The organism is Streptomyces sp. NPDC057694, assembly GCF_042799415.1.
Lineage (GTDB): Bacteria > Actinomycetota > Actinomycetes > Streptomycetales > Streptomycetaceae > Streptomyces.
Genome location: NZ_JBHVIX010000012.1, coordinates 19681 through 41214, shown reverse-complemented (window position 1 = coordinate 41214; position 21534 = coordinate 19681). Strand labels below are relative to the sequence as shown.

The window sequence follows — 21534 nt, the reverse complement described above, 5'->3', positions numbered from 1 at the left end:
GGGGGGGTTGGGGGGGGGGGGGGGGGGGGGGGGGGGGTGGGGGGGGGGGGTTGGGGGGGGGGGGGGGGGAGGGGCGGGGGGGGGGCGTTGGGGGGGGGGGGGGGGGGGGTGGCCCCAACAACCCCCCCGCCGAGCAGCGCCACGAAGAACTCCACCGACCGCTCGTGGTGCACGACGACCCGGTCACCGGGACCGACGCCGTGCGCGCGCAGCGCCGCCGCGGTGCGCAGCACCCGCTCCTTCAGCTCGCCCATCGAGACGACCGTCGGGCCCGATATCAGGGCGGGCAGGTCCGGGTCGCGGTCCCAGCGGTCCAGGAGCAGGGCGTCGATGCGTCTCACGCGCGCGTCCCCTTCGTGAAGTGGTCCAGGCTGCGGGCGACGGCGTCGGCGAGGAGCGCCGGGCTGTCGGTGAGCAGCAGATGGCCGCCGGGCACCCACACCGTCCGGGCGCGGTCGCTGAACAGCTCCCAGTCCTCGGTGCGCTCCTCCGGGCACAGCGGGTCCGCGTCGCCGAACACCGCGAGGAGCGGGCAGTCCAGGAGCGGCTCCGGCCCCGAGCTGTACTCCTCGACGGCCCGCAGGTCGGCGACGATCGACGGCAGCAGCAGCGCCAGCATCTCCTTGTTCGCCGCCAGCGACTCGGGGACGCCGCCGAACTCCTTCAGGATGTCGAGGATCTGCTCCGTGTCGTCGGTGTCCCGCAGCAGCCGCCGCTCCGGGTCCGGCTTCTCGGTCACCGCCCACTGCGACACGGCCACGAATCCGGCCACCGGCACATCGCCCGTACGCTGCAACGCCCTTACGGCCTCCAGCGCGAGCACCGCGCCCGAGCAGACGCCGACCACGAGCAGCGGAGCCGTGCCCGGCAGGGCGCGGGCCGTCGCGACGACGTCCGCCGTCAACTCGGCCAGCCCGCCGACGGGTTCGCGCACCCGGGACTCGCGCCCCGGCAGCCGCGCCGTGGCCACCGCCCAGTCGGCGGGGGTGTGCGCGGCGAACGCGGCGCCGCTCGCGGCACCCGCGCCCGCGTGCGGCACGAGCAGCACCCGCCAGGCCGCGCCCTCGGGGTGCGCGCCGTCGAGCCTGAAGGTCTTCACCGGCATCCGCGCGTCACCCGGCCGTCACGAACTCGGCGAGCCCGCGGGCCAGATGACCCGGGTCGTCGGCGCCGACCAGCTCGCGCGCGGAGTGCATGGACAGGCCGGGCACGCCCACGTCGACCGTCGTCACCCCGAGCCGGGCCGCCGTGATCGGGCCGATGGACGTACCGCACGGCAGCGCGTTGTTCGACACGAACCGCTGCCACGGCACATCCGCCCGCTCGCAGGCGGCGGCCCACGCGGCGAAGCCGGTGCCCTCGGTGGCGTACCGCTGGTTCGCGTTGACCTTGACGACCGGGCCCGCGTTCGGCAGCGGGTGGTTGTCGGGGTCGTGCAGCTCCGCGTAGTTGGGGTGGACCGCGTGGGACATGTCGGCGGAGACGCACAGGCCGCCCGCGAGGGCGCGCTCCCAGTCCTCGGCGCTGCCGCCGCGCGCGGTCACCGAGCGGTGCAGCACCCGCTCCAGGAGCGGGCCCTGGGCGCCGGTCTCGGAGCCGCTGCCGGTCTCCTCGTGGTCGAACGCGGCGAGCACCGGCACCCGGTCCGCGGCCGCCGCACCGGCGGCGAGCAGCGCGGTGACGCCCGCGTGCACCGACACCAGGTTGTCCAGGCGCGACGACACGATGAACTCCCTTTGCGCGCCGAGGAGTCCGGGCGGCTGGACGTCGTGCAGCATCAGGTCCCAGCCGAGGACGTCGGCCGCGTCGATCCCGGCCTCGTGCGCGACCCGGCGCAGCAGCGCGCCCTTCTCGGTGGGGCCGAGCGACCAGACCGGCTGGGTCTGCCGCTGCCGGTGCAGGGACAGCCCGTCGTTCACGCTGTGGTCCAGGTGGATGGCCAACTGGGGTACGCGCAGCAGGGGTTCGTCGATCCGCACGAGGGCGGAGGTGCCGTCGCGCAGCGTCAGGCGGCCCGAGATGCCCAGGTCCCGGTCGAGCCAGGTGTTGAGCGGGACCCCGCCGTAGATCTCCACGGCGACCTGCCGCCAGCCGGCCCGGCCGGTGTCGGGGGTCGGCTTGACCCGCAGGTTCGGCGAGTCGGTGTGCACGCCCATGATGCGGAACGGGGCGTGGGCCGGGGCGCCCTCGGGCACGTACCAGGCGAGCAGCGCGCCGCCCTTGGCCAGGTAGCGGCCGCCGCTGTGCCCGGACCACTCCTCGGTGCCGGTCAGTTCGGTGAACCCGGCCTTCTCCAGGCGCCGTACCGCCGAGGCCACCGCGTGGTACGGCGACGGACTCTCCCGCAGGAACGTCAGCAGGTCCTCGACGTGCTCGGCTTGTGTGGGCAGGTTCATGGGGCGTCCGCCTCCTGGGGCAAGGGATGAGGGTGGTCGAGCAGCGCCGCGACGGAACGCCCGGGGTGCGTGCACAGCTCCCCGAGCAACGCGGCGTAGGAGGTCAGGAGTTCCCCGGCCGTGGACTCGTCCCACAGGTCGGCCGAGTACTCCAGGAAGGTGCGCAGGCCGAGCGCCGGGTCGCGGCGCGGCGAGAGGCCGAAGACCAGCTCGGCGCGGGCGACCGGCGGCGCCAGGTCCTCGACCTCGACGTCGAGTCCGGGGATCTCGATGTCGGTGTCCGGATAGTTCTGGAAGGCGAGCACGTTCGGCACCCGGTCGGGCACCTCGGTGGCGCCCGCGTCGCGCATGGCCCGCATGATGCGGGCGGTCGGCAGGACGTGCGCCATCACGGAGAGCGCCTCGGTGCCGGTGCGGGCGACCAGTTCGGTGAAGGACTCGCCGGGCTCGATCCGCACCCGCACCATCACCGACGTCGACACCATCGCCACCAGCGAGTCGGCCGACGTGCCCGCCCGGTTGGCGTACGGCACGGCCAGCAGGACGTCCCGCTCCCCGGACGACCGGGCCAGGTGCACGCCGAGCGCGGCGGCCGCGACCGCGAACGGCGTCTGCCGCACGGACGCCGCCAACTCCTCCATCCGCGTACGGACTTCGGCGGGCACGGTGCCGCGCACGGTACCGCCCGCGCCGCTCAGGGTGTCGGGCCGCGGCCGGTCCGTGGGCGTGTCCAGGCTGCACGGCGCGCCTTCCAGGTACCGCGCGCAGAACGCGGCACGCCGCTCCTCCTCGCCCGGGTCGGACACGGCGAGCTGCTCGCGGGCGTAGTCGGGCGCCTGCGCCGACGGCGCGGGCAGGGAGTGCGGGCGGCCGGCCGCCGCGGCCGTGTACAGCTCGGCGAGTTCCGCCATCAGGACCGAGTGGGACCAGCCGTCGGCGCTGGCGTGGTGCAGCACGAACATCAGCACCCAGCTGTCGTCGGCCACCTTCAGCAGCCGGCAGCGCGGGAGCGTGGGCTCGGCGAGGTCGAACGGCGTGGCCGCCATCCGCCGGCACACCGCGTCCGCCCGCTCCCGCGCCGCCTCGGGCGCGAGCAGGGACAGATCGTCGACCCGCAGCCGCGGGGGCGGCGCGGCGACCACCTCCTGCTGCCACGCGTCGTCCGCGCCCCGCACGAAGCGGGTCCGCAAGGCGTGGTGCCGCTCGACCAGCTGGGCGAGGGCCGCGCGCAGCGCGTCCGGGTCCAGGGCGCCCTTGAAGCGGATCCGGGTCGGCACGTTCCACACCTCGGCCCGGGGGAAGGCGTGGTGGCCGGCGATCATCCGGTCCTGCTGGGGGCTGACGGGGGCCCGGTCGACGACACCGTCGCCGGGCTCGGCCGGTATCAACTCATCTGGCACGGCTGCTATATGACGGGCCATCGCGGCAGGTGTCGGGTCCGCGAAGAAGTCGGCGAGCGCGATGTCCGCGCCCAGCACCTCCCGCACCCGGTTCACGAGCCGGATCGCCGTGATCGAGTTGCCGCCGAGGTCGAAGAAGTCGGCGTCGGCGGCGACACCGTCGACGCCGAGCACCGAGGACCACACGGCGCGCACCTCGTCGTCCGCGCCGGAAGGCCCCGGACGGGTGTCCCGCACGGTCTGCGCCGCGTCCTCCACCATGGCACTCAGCACCCGGTCGAGGTCGGCCAGATAGCCGCGGACCGTCCCGTCGTCGAAGAGGTCGGCGTCGTAGCGGATCCGCAGCCGCAGCCCGGACGGCGTGCGCACGGCCATCAGGGCGAGTTCGAGCGGCGACGACGAGGCGCCGCCCGGGACGTCACCGGCGGTGAGCCCCGGCAGGTCGATGCGGGCGAGCGGCGCCGCGTCGAGGTCCGCGGAGACCGTGACCAGCGGGCGCGGCCGTCCCGGACCCTGCCCGAGCCGAGCCGTCAGCGCGTCCGGATCGACCCGCTGGTGCCGCTCGGCCTCGAAGAGGGCGTCGCGCGTGGCCCGTACGGCGTCGGTGACCGTCATGGTGTCGGTGAGCGTCGCGCGCAGCGGCAGCACCGCCGAGTGGAAGCCGACCGTCCGCGCGGTCGCGGGGGTGCGCCGGGCGAACGTGGAGCCGATGACGAACTCGTCGAGACCCGCCCGCTCGCGCAGCACCAGCTGCCAGGCGGTGAGCAGCGTCGCGAACAGGGTGACGCCGTGCCGCCCGCTCCACTCCTGCACCGCCGTCGTGCGCGCCGCGTCGAGCCGGACCTCGGCCGCCGCGCCGCGCCCCGACACCCGGCGCTCGCGCGGCCGGTCGGTCGGGGGAGCGAGGACGGGCGGCAGCGGGTCCAGGTACTTCAGCCACCACTCCAGGTCGCCGTCGTCCGTGGGCGGTTCGGGTGCGCCGACGGTCGTCCCCGCGGGTTCGGGGAAGCGCGGCGCGCGGCCCTGGACCCGGGCCGTGTAGAGCTCCCGGAGGTCGTCCGCGAGCAGCCGCGCCGAGTGGCCGTCCGTGATCAGGTGGTGCAGGCCGAGCAGCAGGACGTGGTCGTCGTCGGCCAGCGCGAGCAGCCGCGGCGCGCACAGCGGGCCGTCGGCGAGGTCGAAGGGGCGGGTGCTCGCCTCGCGCAGGGCGTCCGCGATCGCCGCGTCCGCATCCTGCTCCCGGGCGTCCGTGACCGTCAGCGGGATCCGTGCGGAGGTCAGGACGGTCTGCTGGAGCAGCCCGTCGGCGCCGCCCGCGCGGAACACCGTGCGCAGCCCCGCGTGCCGGGCCACGAGCGCGTCGACGGCGGCGGTCAGCGCGGCCACGTCGAGCGGGCCGCGCAGCCGCACCGCCTGCACCTCGTTGTACGCGGCCCGGTCGCCGATCAGCTGGGCGGCGAGCCAGAGCCTGCGCTGGGCGGCGGTCGCGGGTGCGGTGATGTCCTTGGGGAGGGGGACCGGTGCCGCGGCGGTGTCCTCCCGCAGCACGGCGAGCCGGTCAAGCCCGGCCCGCATCAGCTCGGCGGGCATCCCGAAGTCGACCAGGGCGGCGATCTCGTCGACGCCCGCCTCCCGCAGCGCCGCCACGACCGGCGCGCACGTCTCGGGCGTGCCGATCAGTGCCCGCTCGTCGCAGTACCGGTCGTAGGCCCGCAGGAACAGATACTCCAGGTCGTCCTCGCTCGCCTCCGCCACGTCCCGCTCGCCCGAGGCGACGGCCCCGGCCGCCGAGCGCATCTGGAGCGACGAGCGCAGATAGCGGGTCATCGGCTCGCGGGCCTGCGCACGCGCGGTCGCGTGGTCGTCGGCGAGATAGGTGTGCAGCAGGACGGTGACGCGGCCGCCGTCCGGGTCCAGGCCGTGCCGGGCGCGGGCGGCCCGGTAGTGGGCGATGTTCGCGGCGAGTTCGGTGACGGTCCGGTTCATCAGGTTGGTGACGATGCCGAGATCGCGGCGGGCCGCCTCCTCGTACGACTCCCGGCGTCCGGACGTCGCCAGGAACATCGGCGGCGCCTCCTGCACCGGACGCGGCAGCGAGGCGACGTCGACGGTCCGGCCGTCGCCGCTCTCCCGGCGCAGGGTCCCGCCGCGCCACAACTCCCGCACCGCGTCGAGGTGTTCGAAGGCGATCTCCTTGCGACGGGCGAACCGCTCCGGGTGCAGCGCGAAGTCCTGCGCGTGCCAGCCGGTGGCGCAGCCGAGGCCCACCCGGCCGCCGGAGAGCCGGTCCACGACCGCCCACTCCTCGGCGACCCGCACCGGATCGTGCAGCGGCAGCACCACGGACCCCGCGTTCAGCCGGATCCGCTCCGTCTCCCGGGCGAGCGCGGCGGCGAGCACGGCCGGGTTCGGGAAGAGCCCGCCGAAGGAGTGGAAGTGCCGCTCGGGGATCCACAGCGAACTGAACCCGTGCGTGTCGGCGAAGCGGGCCGTCTCCATGATCCGGTCGTACGCCTGCGAGGTGTCCTCGGTGTCCGGATAGTCGCCGAAGAAGTAGATGCCGAAGTCGGTTGCGGGGCGCGGAGGTTGAGCCTTGGGTACTGCCTTCTTCCGGGTGGTCGGGAAGTACCCGCCCTCGCGCAGCTCCCGCAGCGAGCCCTTCACCGCGTCCGCGACCCGCTCGACGTCCGTGTCCGTGTGGGCGGTGGAGAGGTAGAAGCTGCGCCACTCCCACACGTAGATCCCGCGCAGCAGCAGGTGCTGGTACAGCAGCTCCATGTCGGCGCGGTGCGTGAAGCGGAACATGGACCCGAAGTGGGCCATTTCCAGCGGGAATTCCTCGTCGCGGAAGAACGTGTTGAGGTCGTCGGCGAGCGCGTCGGTACGGGCGTTGAGCCGCTCCTGCAAGGCCGGCCCCTCGGCGGTGAGGTGCGTGAGGACCGCTTTGGCCGCCGCCATCGACAGGGGGTGCTGGAGGTACGTACCGCCGAAGAAGGTGGTCTCCGCGCCCGGCCCGCTGTCGTCGCCGTAGCGCCAGAACCCGCCGTCGACCCCGTCGAGGAGGTCGGCCCGGCCCGCGATCGCGCCGACCGGGAAGCCGCTGCCGAGCGCCTTGCCGTACGTGGCCAGGTCCGGGACCACACCGAAGTGGTGCTGGGCGCCGCGCGGATGCGGGCGCAGACCCGTCAGCATCTCGTCGAAGAGCAGCACGATGCCGCGCCGACGGGTCAACTCCCGCAGTGAGCGCAGGAACTCGACCGGACGCAGGCCCGGGTTGCGGCACTGGACCGGCTCCACGATCACGGTGGCGATGGAGTCGCCGAGCGCGTCGATGGTGTCCAGCGCCTCCTGGCTGCCGTACTCCAGGACCAGCAGATCGGCGACCGCGCTCGCCGGGATGCCGCGCGACACCGGCACCGCCCGGCCGCCGTCGGGACCGGGGCGGCCGAGCACCAGGTCGATGTGGCCGTGGTAGGAGCCGCGGAACATGACGACGCGGTCCCGGCCCGTCGCGGCGCGGGCCAGCCGGATCGCGCCCGAGTTCGCCTCCGTGCCGGAGTTCGCGAACGCCACCCGTTCCATGCCCGTCAACTCGGCCAGCAGCTCGGCGACTTCACCCGCCTCGACCGGGCGCGGCCCGAACCGCAGCCCGCCGTCGAGATGGGCCCGCACCGCCTCGGTGACGCACTCCGGCTCGTGCCCGAGGAGCAGCGCGCCGAAGCCCATCGTGATGTCGGTGTACGTGTTGCCGTCGATGTCCGTGAGCCGCGCGCCCCGTGCCGAGCGCGCCGAGAGCGGGTACAGCGTCTCCTTCGTGGCACGCCGGAACCCGACCACGGCCCGGCTGTCGGCCAGCACCGGACGCCGTCGCTGCGCCAACTCCTTCGAGGTGGCCGTGCGTTCGGTCAGGCGCCGGGCCAGGTCGGCGGCGTGAGTGCGCTGCCGTGCGTCGGCGCCCGCGCCCGCCATCCCGGAGTCCGCGGGCAGTACGACGCGGGGGCCGTGCTGCTCCGGGGGCGCGGCCGTGCGGCTCCGCGCGCGGGCCAGCTGCGCGGTGAGGTCCCGGGACAGCTGTGCGGCGCGGTCCGCCGCCGATGCCGTCATCGGGCGGTGCGGTCGGCGCCGAGCAGGGCCACCGCCTCGGAGAGCTGGGTCAGCATCGCCGCCTGCGTCTCGGCCAACAGGTTGACCTGGCGCGTGAGTTCGGCGACCTCGGCGCGGGTCGCGTACTCGGCCGGCGGTGCGGGGTGCTCGGCGGCGGGGATGATCACCTGCGCCGAAGGCGGCGCGGCGGGCCGCTCGCGCCGCTCGGCGATGAGCCGGGCCGTCAGCTCCGGTGTCCCCGCGTCCTCCAGGATCTCCCGGATCGCGATCCGCACATCGAACTCGGCCTCCAACTGGCGGAGCATCCCGATCAGTTGCAGCGAGTCGGCGCCGAGCCCCACATAGGTCTGCGCGGGTGTCACCTCGTCCGTGGTGAAGCCCAGATGGTGCGCGGTCAGCTCGCGCACCCGGGTGAGCACCGGCCGGTCCTGGTCCTGCTCGGTCACTGCGTCCTCCACGGGGGGTTCGGGGGCGGGGGCGGGGCCCGTCCAGTAGGAGCGGTGCTGGAAGGGGTAGGTGGGCAGCGGGACGCGGCGGCCCGCGTGTCCGGCGAGCAGCGCCGACCAGTCGACGGCGGTCCCCGCGCAGTGCAGCCCGGCCACCGCCCGCCACAGTCCGTCGACGCCGGTGGCCCTGCCCTGCGTCGGCAGGCACGGCGTCTCGGGCACGGCCCGGCGGGCCATGCCGGTGAGCGGGGCGCCCGGCCCCAGCTCCAGCAGGACGTCCCGGCCGGAGACGGTGCGCAGCACGGCGTGGAAGTCGGCGGTGCGGCGGGCCTGCCGGACCAGATACGCGGCGTCGGGGCGCCAGCCCGCGGGGTGGGCCGTGCCGTCGAGGCCGGACACGAACTCGGTCTCCACCGGCCGGAGTTCGACCTCCTCCACGGCCGCCCGCAGCCCGTCGAGCATCGGGTCGAGCAGCGCCGTGTGGAAGGCACGGTCGACCGGGAGCGGTTCGCAGGGCACGTCGGCGAGCAGCCGCCGCGCCGTCGCCACCGCCTCGGGGCGGCCCGCGACGACATGGTGCGCGGGCCCGTTCACCACGGCGAGTTCAAGGCCGCCGACCTCGTCGAGCAGCGCCCGCACCCGCTCGTAGGGGGCGAACACGGCGAGCATCGCCCCGGGCGCGGTGTCCCGCATGAGGCGGCCCCTGCGGCACAGCAGCCGCATCCCGTCCTCCAGGGACAGCGCACCGGCCGCGTACAGCGCCGCGTACTCCCCGACGCTGTGCCCGCCGACGGCCGCCGGACGCACCCCCAAGGACTCCCACAGCCGCACCTGCGCGGCCTGGAACGCGAAGAGCGCGGGCTGCGCGAACGCCGTGTCCCACTGCCCGGGACCCGCCCCCGCCACCAGCCGCCCGGTGAAGTCGGTTTCCCCCGTCTCCTGTCGATGGATCCGGGCGCAGGCGTCCAGCGTCCCGGCGACGACCGGGAAGCGCTCCGCGAGCGCCGCCGCCATCCCGGGCACGGCTCCGCCCTGCCCGCTGAACAGGAACACCGGCGCCGCAGGACCGGCCACCGTGCCCGTGCGGTACGCGGCCGGATCGGCCCGTCCCGCGAGGAACGCGTCGAGTCCTTCGCGCGGGTCACCCGTGACGACGAGGCGGTGCTCGTGGTGACGACGGCCCAGCGCCGTCGTGGTGAGCAGGTCGGCGGGGTCGAGCCCTGGATCACGTACGAGAGCGTCCCGGAACGCGCGCGCGTACGCGGCGAGCGCCTCGGAGCCGCGGGCCGAGAGCGGCAGCAGCGGGGGAGCGGTGGACGGCGCGCGGGACGGGACGGGTGGCGCCTGCTCCAGGATCACATGGGCGTTCGTGCCGCCCATGCCGATGGAGTGGACGCCCGCGCGGCGCGGACCGCTGTCGTCGGCGGGCCAGGGGGTGGCGCGGCGCGGCAGCGTGAACGGGCTGTCCCCGACGCCGAGCAGGGGGTTCGCGCGGGTGAAGTTCACAAGCGGCGGGATCACGCCGTGCCGCAGGACCAGGACCGCCTTGATCAGCCCGGCGAGCCCGGCCGCGCTGTCCAGGTGCCCGATCGCGGGTTTCGTCGAGCCGAGCGCGCAGAACCCGGTCCGGTCGGTGTGCCGGCGCAGCGCCTCGGTGAGCGCGGCGAACTCGATCGGGTCGCCCTTGTACGTGCCCGTGCCGTGCGCCTCCAGATAGCGCACCGACTCGGCCGGCACCCCGGCCGCCGCCAGCGCGCCGAGCACCGCGTCCCGCTGCCCGGCCGTGCCCGGAGCGGCGAAACCGGCTTTGTCCGCGCCGTCGTTGGTGACCGCCGAGCCGAGGATCACCGCGTGCACGGTGTCCCCGTCGGCGAGCGCCCGCTCCAGCGGCTTGAGGACCACGGCGGCCACCCCGTTGCCGCCGACCGTGCCGTCCGCCGCCGCGTCGAAGGCCCGTACCGCCCCGGTCGGCGAGATCGTCGACCCCTTCACCCGCCGGTGCCCGGTGATCTGCGGCAGATGCAGCGCGGCCGAGCCGACCAGCATCAGGTCCGCGTCACCCGCGGACAGCGCCTGGCAGGCCAGGTGTACGGAGACGAGCGCACTGGAGCAGGCCGTGGCCACATTGACGGCGGGCCCGTTCAGACCGAGGCGGAACGCGGCACGGTTCGCCGTGAAGTCCGGGTAGTTGCCCACCTGGATCTGCTTCACGGCCGTCCAGTCGTCGACGTCCGCCTGCGCTCCGATGTTCCGCGCGAGATAGCTGTGCAGCGAGTACAGGCGGTAGCCGACGCTCGCGTACACCCCGACCCTGGCGTCCGTGCCCGCGTACCCGGCGTCCTCCAGCGCGTGCCAGGCACACTCAAGGAACAGCCGCTGCTGCGGATCGGTGACGGTCGCCTCGCGCCCGCTCATCCCGAAGAACGCCGCGTCGAACCCGTCGATCCCGGGGAGCAGCGCGCTCGCCCCGCCGAACTCCGGTTCCTTGTACGTCGCTTCGGGTACTCCGGCGCCCGCGAAGTCGGCGTCACCGAACCGGCGTACGTGCGTCACGCCCGCCGCGATGTCCCGCCAGTACGCGTCCGGGCCGTCAGCTCCCGGAAACCTCAGCGCCATCCCGACGACCGCCACGCGCCGGTCCCGCATCGCCGCCTCCCTCCTCCGGGAACGCCGGACCGGACCGCCGCTGCCGCAGCACCTGCGCGACGAACACCAGCGCCACCACGATCGCGACGCCGTGCGCCACCCCGACCACCGACAGCGGCGAGAACACGTCGAGCGCCGCCGCGACCGCGATCATGCCGACGCCGAAGCCGAGGTTCTCCACCGTCGCCGAAAGACCGAAGGCATGGGTGCGAAGGCCCGTTGGCAGTGTCTGAAGGTGCGAGCTGTACGACACCTCGGTGACCCCGTCGGCCGCGCCCGCGAGCAGCGCGACCACGATCGTCGCGGCCCAGGGGAACCCGGCGAACGCGAGGATGAACGTCGCCGACATCGCGATCGTGCCGAGCCCGAAGCCGAGCGCGCCGACGGAGCGGCCGTCCCGCTTCACCCACCGTTGCAGCACCTGCTGCACGAGTACGTTGCCGAGCGCCCACACGCACCAGAAGACACTGACGAACACGGCGGGCCGGTCGGCGTCCAACTGCGTGGAGTACACCGGCAGAGCCGCGTTGTGCGAGGACGAGCCGAGCGCGTCGATGCCGCGCAGCGCGACCATCAGCGCGATGACCGGGGCGGTGGCGAGCGCGGCCAGGGCGCCCGGGCTGCGCTTCTTGCCCGCCGCTGCCGGGGCGGGCTTCTCCGGCTCCTCCCGCTCCGGCCGGGCGGCCAGCGGGAGCAGTGCCACGGTGGCCGCGCAGACCAGGAACGTCGCCATGTCCAGCAGGAACGCGGCACGGTAACTGAGCAGCGACACGACGACGCCCGACGACGCGAAGCCGACGACCATCGCCATCGAACGGCCGCTCACCATCAGCGAGTTCGCCCAGGTGTGCCGGCCCTCGTCCACCATGTCCGGGATCGAACTGCGGAAGGCGACCATGAAGAACGTGCCCGCGCCGCCGACCACCGCCGAGACCAGGAACAGCGCCGCCGTGCGCAGCCCGTCCGGCGCGCAGACCAGCAGCACCAGCGCGGCCGCCTGCGCCACGTTCGCCCAGAACATCACCGGCTTCGCCGGCAGCCGCGCGAGCAGCGCGGCGGCCCCGAGCCCCGCCAGGAATCCGGCGCCGAGCCGGACGGCCATGAACACACCGACCGCGAGCGCCCGGTCCGTCACCGCGTAGACGTACAGATTGAGCGCGACCAGATTCAGGTACGTGCCGTAGGAGGAGATCGCGTAACCGGTCACCAGGATGCGGTACCGGCGTTCCTTCATGGAGCGTTCCTTTGCGAGCGGGCCCGTACAGGTGCGAACGAGTGAGCGATGATTCGAACGCTCCGCACCCTAGGCGGGAGACTCCTCCTTCCGCAGGAAGATCATGGAAGTGGTCCGCGGCGATGGCGCTTTCTCAACGCCCCCTTCGAGCACGGCAGGCTCTACAGCCCCACGTCGCGGCTGCGGATGTCCTCCATCGACTCGCGGCGCACGAGCAGCCGGGCCCGGCCGTCGCGCACGGCGGCCACCGGCGGGCGGCCGACCAGGTTGTAGCCGGACGCCATCGACAGGTGGTACGCCCCGGCGACGGGCACGGCGAGCAGATCGCCCACCCGTACGTCGGCGGGCAGCGGCACATCGGCGGCGACCACGTCACCGGCCTCGCAGTGCCGGCCCACGACCGTCATCGGCGCGTGCGCGGCGCTGCCCGCCCGGCCCACGAGCCGGGGCGCGTACCGCACCCCGTACAGGGCCGGCCTGGGGTTGTCGCTCATGCCGCCGTCGACGGCGACGAAGGTGCGGCCGCCGGTCTGCTTGACGGAGACGACGTGGTAGAGCGCGACGCCGGACGGTCCGGCGATGGCGCGGCCCGGCTCGATGATCAGGCGGGGCACGGGCAGGCCCGCCGCCGCGCACGCGTCGCTCAGTTCGGCGCGGACCCTGCGGGCCAGCCGGGTCAGGTCGAGGACCGGTTCGCCGGGCCGGTAGGCGATGCCGTGACCGCCGCCGAGATCCAGCTCCGGCAGGACCACACCGTGCTGCTCGTGCAGCCGGGCCATCAGGCCGACCATCCGGCGCACCGCCGACAGGTATGGCTTGATCTCGGTGATCTGCGAGCCCAGATGGCAGTGCAGACCGGTCAGTTCGAGCTGCGGCTGGTCGAGGATGCGGGCGATGGCGTGCTGCGCGTATCCGTCGGAGAGGGACAGGCCGAACTTCTGGTCCTCGGTGCCGGTACGGATCTTGTCGTGGCCGCCCGCGCTGATCCCGGGCACGACGCGCACCATCACCTTCTGGTGGCCGCCGGGGCCGACGGCGGCGGCGAGCCGGGCGATCTCGGAGGGGCTGTCGATGACGATGCGGCCGACGCCGTACCAGAGGGCCTTCTTCAGGTCCTGCGGCGTCTTGGCGTTGCCGTGCAGGACGATGCGGTCGGCGGGGAACCCGGCGGCGACGGCGAGTTCGAGCTCACCGGCGGAGCAGACGTCGAGGCCGAGGCCCTCCTCGTCCATCCAGCGGGCCATGGCGCGGCACAGGAACGCCTTGGCCGCGTAGTGGATCTCGGCCTCGGGGAAGACGTCGCGATAGGTGCGGCAGCGGCGCCGGACCTCGCTCTCGTCGAGGACGTAGACCGGGGTGCCGAAGCGGCCGGCGACCTCGGAGAGCGCCACGCCGCCGACGGTCAGGTCACCGGGGCGGGGTTCGGCGGTGGACGCGGGCCACACCGAGAGTTCCTCGGCCCGGGAGACGGCCGGGGCGGCGGAGGCGGAAGCGGATGCGGGTACGTGGGCGGTGGTCATCGGGGCGCCTTTCTCAGCCGATCCAGTACGACAGCGCGGTCACCAGGGCGGCGGCCCCGGTCACCCGGAGCACGCCGACCGCCTGTGCGTCCCAGCCGTGGTGGCGGCGAGGGGCGGCGGCCGGGGCGGGCGCGGTGAGCTGCGGATCGACGGTGACCGTGGCGGCGCCGAGCGGCGCGGCGACGGCACGCAGCGCGGGCTCCGCGAGCCGGATCCACGGCTGGTCGGGGCCGAGCGTGGCGGCCAGCGCCCGCTCGGAGGTGAAGCCGACGGCCGTACGGTCGCCGAGCGGGGTGCGGAACAGTCGGGCGGCGTGCCCGAAGGGGCCCGGCCGGACGGGGACGTAGAGCGGCCCGGCCGGGAACCGTTCGGCAGGTTCCGGGTCGTCGCAGACGGGTTCGGTCATGGGATGCCTCCTGGAGGATCCGGGTTCGCGGATGTGCCGGCCCCGGCCGGGGGACGGCCGACCGGGGCATGCCGAGGACGCTATGCCCGCCGCACCCGCCACCCGGACCTGCCCTGACGGGACGTTGACGCGGATCGGGGCGACGCTGACGCGCTGCTGACGGGGGCCGCGCCGGACGGCCCACGCCGCCGTCAGAAGTACGCCAAGAAGTGCCGTCGGGGCTGGCCCCGGCCGGGCGACGAGGATGGGATGAGGAGGGAGAATCCCGCTCCCGGTGTTGTCCTGCGCCGTCGACGGGGCATCAGGAACGGACAGTTGACATCACGGGAGGTGACCGATGTCCGGATCCGACGCGGCCTCCGCCCCGCGCACGCTCCGCGTCGTCGTCGGGGTGAACGGGGAGCCGGGCAGCCGCACCGCCCTGCGCCGGGCGGCGGCCGAGGCCCGGCACCGGCGGGCCGAACTCTGGCCCGTCCTCGCCTGGTCGTCGCCCTGCGGCGGATTCGGCGCCCGCAGCGGCCCCACCGTGCCGCTCCCCGCGGAGGACTGGCAGGACCTCGCCCGCGGCACCCTCCTCGGCACCCTCGCCGAGGTCTTCCCCGACGGCCCCGGCACCGGCGTGCACGCGCTCCTGGCGCAGGGCTCCCCGGGCCGCGTCCTCGTGGACACCGCCGACCGGGAGGACGACCTCCTCGTCGTCGGCGCCGGCCACCGCGGCACGCTCCACCGCCTGCTCCAGCCCTCGGTGAGCCGCTACTGCCTGGCCCGCGCCCACTGCCCCGTACTGGCCGTACCGCCGTCCCCACTGGAGGCCGAACTCGCGGCGGCGCACCGGCGCAACCTGTGGCGACTGCGCCTGGACACCCGGCACTTCGCCGAGGAGACGGCGGCGCCGGACGACGGGGCGCCGGTCGCCTGAGCGGGCGCGGGACGCGGCGGCGCGGCCCCCGATCGGGCCGGGTGCCCCGGGCTCAACGCCCTGCGGTCCCGGGGTTCGCCGACTCCTGCGCCGATTCTTCCGCCGGTTCCCGCACCGGCTCCTCCGCCGGGAACAGGATCGGGCTGATCAGGTGCCGGACCCGGTCCGGAGCGGGCGCGTTGCCGATCCGCCGGACCAGGACCGACCGCAACTCGCCGATCAGCTCGGCCCGTTCGGCCGGGCTCAGCCAGATCGCGTGCTGCCGGTAGCCGACCTGGTCGGCCACCGGGTCGGCGCCCTCCCGGTCCAGATACGCGCCGAACTCCGCGAGCAGCGTCGCCGTCGCCACCGCGAAGATCCGGCGGTGCTCGTCGGGTGTGACCCGGGCCGCGGCTTCGGCGTCGACCACCGCCCGCTCCCGGCGCAGCCGGTAGGTGCGCTCCACCGCGCCGCGCACCCGCTGCTCGTCCGCGACGTCCAGGATCCCCGCGTCCGCGAGCGAGCCGACGTGCCGGTACACCGTCGCCTTCGACACGTCGGGCAGCAGGGCGCACATCTGTGGGGGGCAGATGTGAGGAGGGGGCTCAGCTGAGCCCGGACACCTGGAAGACGGTCCTGGCCAGCTCCCCGTCCACCTGCCGCGCGAGCCGGCGCAGCGCGGTCCCGCCGCACCGCAGCAGCCCGCGGTCCACCGACACCCGGGCGCCGTCGTCGAGCAGGCGCCACAGCGCGGGGTTGGCCACGAGGACGCGCGGGTCGAGCTCGGCCCGGCCGCCCAGCTCGTCGCGGAGCACCAGCCGGTGCGCGATGTCGTCCACGCAGCGCACGGAGACCAGCAGGTCGGTGCGGACGCTGTGCTCGCGCCACAGGCAGCGCACGGTCAGCCGGTCGGCGGTCGCGCTGATCCGCGCGGGCAGCAGGACAAGAGTGAGTGCGGCCCCGAGAACGGCCCACAACAGGGCGGTCCACAGAGTGAGTCGGTCCGACAGGGCGTCGATCCCGAGGAGCAGCGCGAGCAGTCCGGTCCCGTGGAGGACGGCGCTGCGCGCTTCCCCTGCCCAGTAGGCGTCATGGGCGGCGGCGGTGGTGGTGTCTGCCATACGGCCGACGCTAAGGAGCGGCGCCCCGCGCCCCGGCGTTCTTGACGGGTTCGGACGCCGCTGCGTACGCCGTCTTGACGGCGCGGGCGTCGGCGCAGGCGTTGTGCGGGCCTCGGATCAGGCCGCGGCGGCGAGCGAGCGCGCCGGATACGACCGGTGCGGGGCCACGGCCTGCCCGTCGGGGAGCAGCTCGCCGGTGTCGTCGAAGACGATCGTGCCGTCGCACCGCAGGCTCCAGCCCTGCTCGGGGTGGGCGGCGACGACGTGTTCGGGGCTCGTGCACGCGGGTCGGTGGTCACACATGGCGCACCTCCAGGTGGGCTGTCCTCGGCCTGTCCCCGCCCGATCGCGGGTTGCCCTCTGCTTCGACGATGCGCGCGCCGCGCCCCCGGCCGCCAGAGCCCGGCGCGGAGTGTGACAGCTCCAGGACATGGCGCGGACAGAGTCCGGACGCAGCGTTCGCGCGGGCCCCGCGTAAGAGACACGTCAAGGGCGTGCACGGCCGCGTAAGGGAGCCGTCAACGGGGATCGAAACCGGCCACGACCAGGGGTTTGCTCTGACTGTAAGACCCCACTCACCACCTTCGAACAGGGAGCTCACGATGGCCGACGTGGCCTTCGTCGTCACCACGATCGCGGTATTCGCGCTGGTGGCACTCGTCGCCAAGGGGGTGACGAAGCTGTGACCGCCGAGAACATCGTCGGCCTCGTCGTGGCCGTCGCCCTGCTGGGTTATCTCGTCCTCGCCCTCATCTACCCGGAGAGGTTCTGAGCACAGATATGAGCCCCGTACTTGCCGGAGTGCTCCAGCTGCTCGCGCTCATCGCGGCGCTGGCACTGGCCTACCGTCCCCTCGGCGACTACATGGCCCGGGTCTACTCCTCCGAGAAGCACCTCCGGGTGGAGAAGTGGATCTACAAGGGCATCGGCGCCAATCCCAACGCCGAGATGCGCTGGACCGCGTACCTGCGTGGCGTCCTCGCCTTCTCGGCCGTGAGCGTCCTCTTCCTGTACCTGCTCCAGCGCGTCCAGGGCAGCCTGCCGGGCTCGCTCGGCTTCAAGTCGATCGACCCGGACCAGGCCTTCAACACGGCCGCGTCCTTCGTCGCCAACACCAACTGGCAGTCGTACTACGGCGAACAGGCCATGGGCCACGTCGTGCAGACCGCCGGCCTCGCGGTGCAGAACTTCGTCTCGGCGGCCGTCGGTATCGCCGTGGCGGTGGCTCTGGTCCGCGGGTTCGCCCGCTCCCGCACCGGTGAGCTGGGCAACTTCTGGTCCGACCTGGTGCGCGGCACCGTCCGCATCCTCATCCCGATCGCCGCGCTCAGCGCGATCGTCCTGGTCGCCTGCGGTGCCATCCAGAACTTCTCCGGCATCCACTCGGTCGGCCAGTTCATGGGCGGCGCGCAGGAGTGGAACGGCGGCGCGGTCGCCTCCCAGGAGGCCATCAAGGAGCTGGGCACCAACGGCGGCGGCTACTTCAACGCCAACTCGGCCCACCCCTTCGAGAACCCCACCGCGTTCACCAACCTCTTCGAGGTCTTCCTGATCCTGGTCATCCCGTTCGCGCTGACCCGCACGTTCGGCAAGATGGTCGGCTCGGTGAAGCAGGGGTACGCGATCCTCGCCACGATGGCGACGATCTGGGTCGGCTTCATCGCGCTGATGATGTGGACCGAGTTCCACCACGGCGGTCCGGCCTTTGACGCCGCGGGCGGCGCCATGGAGGGCAAGGAGAACCGCTTCGGCATCGGCGGCTCGTCGATCTTCGCGGTCTCCACGACACTCACCTCGACCGGCGCGGTGGACTCCTTCCACTCGTCCTTCACCGGCTTCGGCGGCGGCATCACGATGCTGGGCATGCAGCTCGGCGAGATCGCGCCCGGCGGCACCGGATCCGGCCTCTACGGCATGCTGATCATGGCGATCATCGCGGTGTTCATCGCCGGTCTGATGGTCGGCCGCACCCCCGAGTACCTCGGCAAGAAGATCGGCAGCCGCGAGATCAAGTTCGCCGCCTGCTACATCCTGATCACACCGGCCCTCGTACTGATCTTCACGGCCGCCTCGATGGCCCTGCCGACCCCGCCGAACTCGATGCTGAACAGCGGCGCGCACGGCTTCTCCGAGATCCTGTACGCGTACACGTCCGGCGCCAACAACAACGGCTCGGCGTTCGCGGGACTCAGCGCCGACACCCAGTGGTTCAACACCACGATCGGGCTCGCGATGCTGCTCGGCCGGTTCCTGCCGATGGTGTTCGTGCTCGCGCTGGCCGGTTCGCTCGCCGAACAGAAGCCGGTTCCGGCCACGGCCGGCACCCTGCGCACCGAGAAGCCGCTCTTCACCGGGCTGCTCGTCGGCACGCTGCTGATCATCACCGGCCTGACCTACTTCCCGACGCTCGCGCTCGGCCCCATAGCCGAGGGGCTCGCGTCATGACCGTACGAACTGAGAAGACTGAGGACGACATGTCCGCAACCACTCCCACCCGGGCGCCGCACTCGGACGTACCCACCGGCCACCCGTCCCGGCAGGAGGGCGAGGGCAAGATCGGCGCGGGTCTCTTCGACCCGAAGCAGCTGGTCAAGTCGCTCCCCGACGCCTGCCGCAAGCTCGACCCGCGCGTGATGATCAAGTCGCCCGTGATGTTCGTGGTGCTGGTCGGCTCGGTCCTGACCACGGTGTTCTCCTTCACCGACCCGACGGACTGGTTCGGCTGGGCCATCAGCGCCTGGCTGTGGCTGACGGTGATCTTCGCGAATCTCGCGGAGGCCGTCGCCGAGGGCCGCGGCAAGGCCCAGGCCGACACCCTGCGCAAGGCCAAGACCGACACCGTCGCCCGCAGGCTGACGGGGGACCGCGAGGAGCAGGTCCCCGGCACCGCGCTGACCATCGGTGACCTGGTGGTCTGCGAGGCCGGCGACATCATCCCCGGCGACGGTGACGTCGTCGAGGGCGTCGCCTCCGTCGACGAGTCCGCGATCACCGGTGAGTCCGCCCCCGTCATCCGCGAGTCCGGCGGCGACCGCTCGGCCGTCACCGGCGGCACGAAGGTGCTCTCCGACCGCATCGTCATCAAGATCACGACGAAGCCCGGCGAGACGTTCATCGACCGCATGATCAGCCTGGTCGAGGGCGCGGCCCGGCAGAAGACGCCGAACGAGATCGCGCTCAACATCCTGCTCGCGTCGCTGACCATCGTCTTCGTCCTCGCGGTCGCCACCCTCCAGCCCATCGCGAACTGGTCGTTCGCGAACGCGGGCAGCAGCCAGCACCTCTCGATGATCGTCCTGGTGGCCCTGCTGGTCTGCCTGATCCCGACGACCATCGGCGCCCTGCTCTCCGCGATCGGCATCGCCGGCATGGACCGCCTGGTGCAGCGCAACGTGCTCGCCATGTCGGGCCGCGCGGTCGAGGCCGCCGGCGACGTCTCCACCCTGCTCCTCGACAAGACCGGCACCATCACCCTCGGCAACCGCCAGGCCGCCGAGTTCGTCCCGGTGCGCGGTACCACCGAGGCCCAGGTCGCCGACGCGGCCCAGCTCTCCTCGCTGTCCGACGAGACGCCCGAGGGCCGCTCGGTCGTCGTCCTCGCCAAGGAGAAGTACGGGCTGCGCGAGCGGCACCAGGGCGAGCTGACGGCCGCCACCTGGATCGAGTTCACCGCCCAGACCCGCATGTCGGGTGTGGACGTCGACGGCCGCAAGATCCGCAAGGGCGCGACCGGCTCGGTCATCGCCTGGGTCGAGGAGCAGGGCGGCGAGATCGCCCCCGACGCCCGTGAGCTGACCGACCGGATCGCGCAGGCCGGCGGCACCCCGCTGCTCGTCGCGGTCGAGGACGCCGACGGCGCCCGCGTGCTCGGCGTGATCCACCTCAAGGACGTCGTCAAGGACGGCATGCGCGAGCGGTTCGACGAGCTGCGCCGCATGGGCATCAAGACCGTCATGATCACGGGTGACAACCCGCTGACGGCCAAGGCGATCGCCGACGAGGCGGGTGTCGACGACTTCCTCGCGGAGGCCACTCCCGAGGACAAGATGGCCCTCATCAAGCGGGAGCAGGCGGGCGGCAAGCTCGTCGCGATGACCGGCGACGGCACCAACGACGCCCCGGCCCTCGCCCAGGCGGACGTCGGTGTCGCGATGAACACGGGCACGTCGGCCGCGAAGGAGGCCGGCAATATGGTCGACCTCGACTCGAACCCGACCAAGCTCATCGAGATCGTCGAGATCGGCAAGCAACTCCTCATCACCCGAGGGGCGTTGACCACCTTCTCGATCGCCAACGACGTCGCGAAGTACTTCGCGATCATCCCGGCGCTGTTCGCGGCGATCTACCCGGGCCTGGCGACGCTCAACATCATGCACCTGTCGTCGCCGAACTCCGCGATCCTGTCGGCGGTCATCTTCAACGCGATCATCATCATCGCGCTGGTCCCGCTCGCCCTGAAGGGCGTCCAGTACCGGCCGGTGAGCGCCGACAAGCTGCTCCGCCGCAACCTCGGCATCTACGGCCTCGGCGGTCTGATCGCCCCCTTCATCGGCATCAAGATCATCGACCTGCTCATCTCCCTCATTCCCGGAATTGGTTAAGAGCATGAACAACTCCGTAGGAAACACAGGACGGTTGCTCTGGGCGGGCTTCCGCGCACTCATCCTCCTCACCGTCGTCTGCGGCGTGATCTACCCGCTGGCGGTCACCGGTGTCGCCCAGGCCGCGTTCCACGGCAAGGCCAACGGCTCGGAGATCAAGGACGCGGACGGCAAGGTCGTCGGCTCGTCCCTCATCGGGCAGTCGTACACCGACAAGGACGGAAACCCCGACCTCAAGTGGTTCCAGGGCCGCCCGCAGAACGGCCTCGGCGAGAACAGCGTCAACACGCAGTACAAGCTGATCCTCTCCGGCGCCACCAACCTCTCGGGCGACAGCGGCGCGAAGGACGGCGAGTGTGAGCCGCTCGCCGCGTACAAGTCCGAGGACGACAAGGCCACCCTCTGCTACCGGGTGCTGTCCGCCCGGCAGGCCGTCATCGACGACAACTCCACGGCGACGTACAAGGTGAAGGGCTCCGACGTCCCCGCCGACGCCGTCACCTCGTCCGGCTCGGGCCTCGACCCGGCGATCTCCCCGGAGTACGCCGACCTCCAGGTGTACCGGATCGCGGAGAAGAACCACCTCTCCGTCGCGCAGGTCCAGAAGCTCGTCGACGCGCACAAGGACGGCCGGCTCCTCGGCTTCATGGGCGAGCCGACGGTCAACGTCCTCGAACTCAACATCGGGCTCGAGCAGTTGACGCAGAAGAGCTGATGGCCTTAACCGGTGCGGTGGGAGCCGGCGGCCGGGGGGACCACCCC

Annotated in this window: 16 protein-coding genes; 5 read left to right on the top strand and 11 right to left on the bottom strand. The window is 73.2% G+C overall.

Annotation, left to right across the window (positions count from 1 at the left end; genetic code table 11):
- The 8 genes from ACFVDP_RS24615 to ACFVDP_RS24580 form a co-directional block, all read right to left on the bottom strand.
- Nucleotides 1-341: AMP-binding protein (locus tag ACFVDP_RS24615; protein ID WP_383493908.1), on the bottom strand; the 341-nt coding region annotated here is incomplete at its 3' end.
- Nucleotides 338-1105 carry a thioesterase II family protein gene (locus ACFVDP_RS24610; protein ID WP_383493371.1) on the bottom strand — a complete coding sequence of 256 codons (768 nt, stop codon included), beginning with the start codon at nt 1103-1105 and terminating at the stop codon, nt 338-340. The genes ACFVDP_RS24610 and ACFVDP_RS24615, both read right to left, overlap by 4 nt.
- A 7-nt stretch (nt 1106-1112) precedes the next feature.
- On the bottom strand, nt 1113-2396 hold the full coding sequence (locus tag ACFVDP_RS24605; RefSeq protein ID WP_383493368.1) for a M18 family aminopeptidase: 1284 nt from the start codon (nt 2394-2396) through the stop codon (nt 1113-1115).
- Complete coding sequence (locus tag ACFVDP_RS24600) at nt 2393-7900, bottom strand: MupA/Atu3671 family FMN-dependent luciferase-like monooxygenase (RefSeq protein ID WP_383493365.1); 5508 nt, start codon at nt 7898-7900, stop codon at nt 2393-2395. The genes ACFVDP_RS24605 and ACFVDP_RS24600 overlap by 4 nt, the downstream gene beginning before the upstream one ends.
- Nucleotides 7897-10992 (bottom strand): type I polyketide synthase, encoded by a 3096-nt coding sequence (locus tag ACFVDP_RS24595; RefSeq protein ID WP_383493362.1) that lies wholly within the window; start codon nt 10990-10992, stop codon nt 7897-7899. Before ACFVDP_RS24595 ends, ACFVDP_RS24600 begins: the two co-directional genes overlap by 4 nt.
- Complete coding sequence (locus ACFVDP_RS24590; RefSeq protein ID WP_383493360.1) at nt 10937-12226, bottom strand: MFS transporter; 1290 nt, start codon at nt 12224-12226, stop codon at nt 10937-10939. The genes ACFVDP_RS24595 and ACFVDP_RS24590 overlap by 56 nt, the downstream gene beginning before the upstream one ends.
- Nucleotides 12227-12387: 161 nt before the next feature.
- Nucleotides 12388-13746 (bottom strand): diaminopimelate decarboxylase, encoded by a 1359-nt coding sequence (gene lysA / locus ACFVDP_RS24585; RefSeq protein ID WP_383493357.1) that lies wholly within the window; start codon nt 13744-13746, stop codon nt 12388-12390.
- Nucleotides 13747-13759: 13 nt separating this feature from the next.
- Nucleotides 13760-14152 carry an SAV_915 family protein gene (locus ACFVDP_RS24580; protein WP_383493354.1) on the bottom strand — a complete coding sequence of 131 codons (393 nt, stop codon included), beginning with the start codon at nt 14150-14152 and terminating at the stop codon, nt 13760-13762.
- Between the two features lie 337 nt (nt 14153-14489).
- On the opposite strand from ACFVDP_RS24580, the gene ACFVDP_RS24575 reads away from it, so the two are divergent.
- Nucleotides 14490-15071: a universal stress protein gene (locus ACFVDP_RS24575; protein WP_383493351.1), complete on the top strand. Its 582-nt coding sequence runs from the start codon at nt 14490-14492 to the stop codon at nt 15069-15071.
- Between the two features lie 52 nt (nt 15072-15123).
- Here the strand turns inward: ACFVDP_RS24575 and ACFVDP_RS24570 are convergent, their stop codons facing one another.
- The 3 genes from ACFVDP_RS24570 to ACFVDP_RS24560 form a co-directional block, all read right to left on the bottom strand.
- Complete coding sequence (locus ACFVDP_RS24570) at nt 15124-15627, bottom strand: ArsR family transcriptional regulator (RefSeq protein ID WP_383493348.1); 504 nt, start codon at nt 15625-15627, stop codon at nt 15124-15126.
- A gap of 28 nt (nt 15628-15655) precedes the next feature.
- Nucleotides 15656-16171, bottom strand: a complete 516-nt coding sequence (locus ACFVDP_RS24565; protein ID WP_383493345.1) for a hypothetical protein — start codon at nt 16169-16171, stop codon at nt 15656-15658.
- 117 nt (nt 16172-16288) lie between these two features.
- Nucleotides 16289-16474: a DUF5999 family protein gene (locus tag ACFVDP_RS24560; RefSeq protein WP_383493342.1), complete on the bottom strand. Its 186-nt coding sequence runs from the start codon at nt 16472-16474 to the stop codon at nt 16289-16291.
- A 379-nt stretch (nt 16475-16853) separates the two neighbouring features.
- On the opposite strand from ACFVDP_RS24560, the gene kdpF reads away from it, so the two are divergent.
- Genes kdpF through ACFVDP_RS24540 form a run of 4 tightly spaced genes read left to right on the top strand, consistent with a single transcriptional unit; the run spans nt 16854 to nt 21487 of the window.
- A complete protein-coding gene (gene kdpF, locus ACFVDP_RS24555) occupies nt 16854-16943 on the top strand; it encodes a K(+)-transporting ATPase subunit F (protein ID WP_018533641.1) in 90 nt (29 codons plus the stop codon).
- 8 nt (nt 16944-16951) lie between these two features.
- Nucleotides 16952-18616 carry a potassium-transporting ATPase subunit KdpA gene (gene kdpA / locus ACFVDP_RS24550; RefSeq protein ID WP_383493338.1) on the top strand — a complete coding sequence of 555 codons (1665 nt, stop codon included), beginning with the start codon at nt 16952-16954 and terminating at the stop codon, nt 18614-18616.
- Nucleotides 18613-20772 carry a potassium-transporting ATPase subunit KdpB gene (gene kdpB, locus ACFVDP_RS24545; RefSeq protein WP_383493335.1) on the top strand — a complete coding sequence of 720 codons (2160 nt, stop codon included), beginning with the start codon at nt 18613-18615 and terminating at the stop codon, nt 20770-20772. The genes kdpA and kdpB overlap by 4 nt, the downstream gene beginning before the upstream one ends.
- A gap of 4 nt (nt 20773-20776) precedes the next feature.
- A complete protein-coding gene (locus ACFVDP_RS24540) occupies nt 20777-21487 on the top strand; it encodes a potassium-transporting ATPase subunit C (RefSeq protein ID WP_383493331.1) in 711 nt (236 codons plus the stop codon).
- Nucleotides 21488-21534 lie beyond the last annotated feature (47 nt).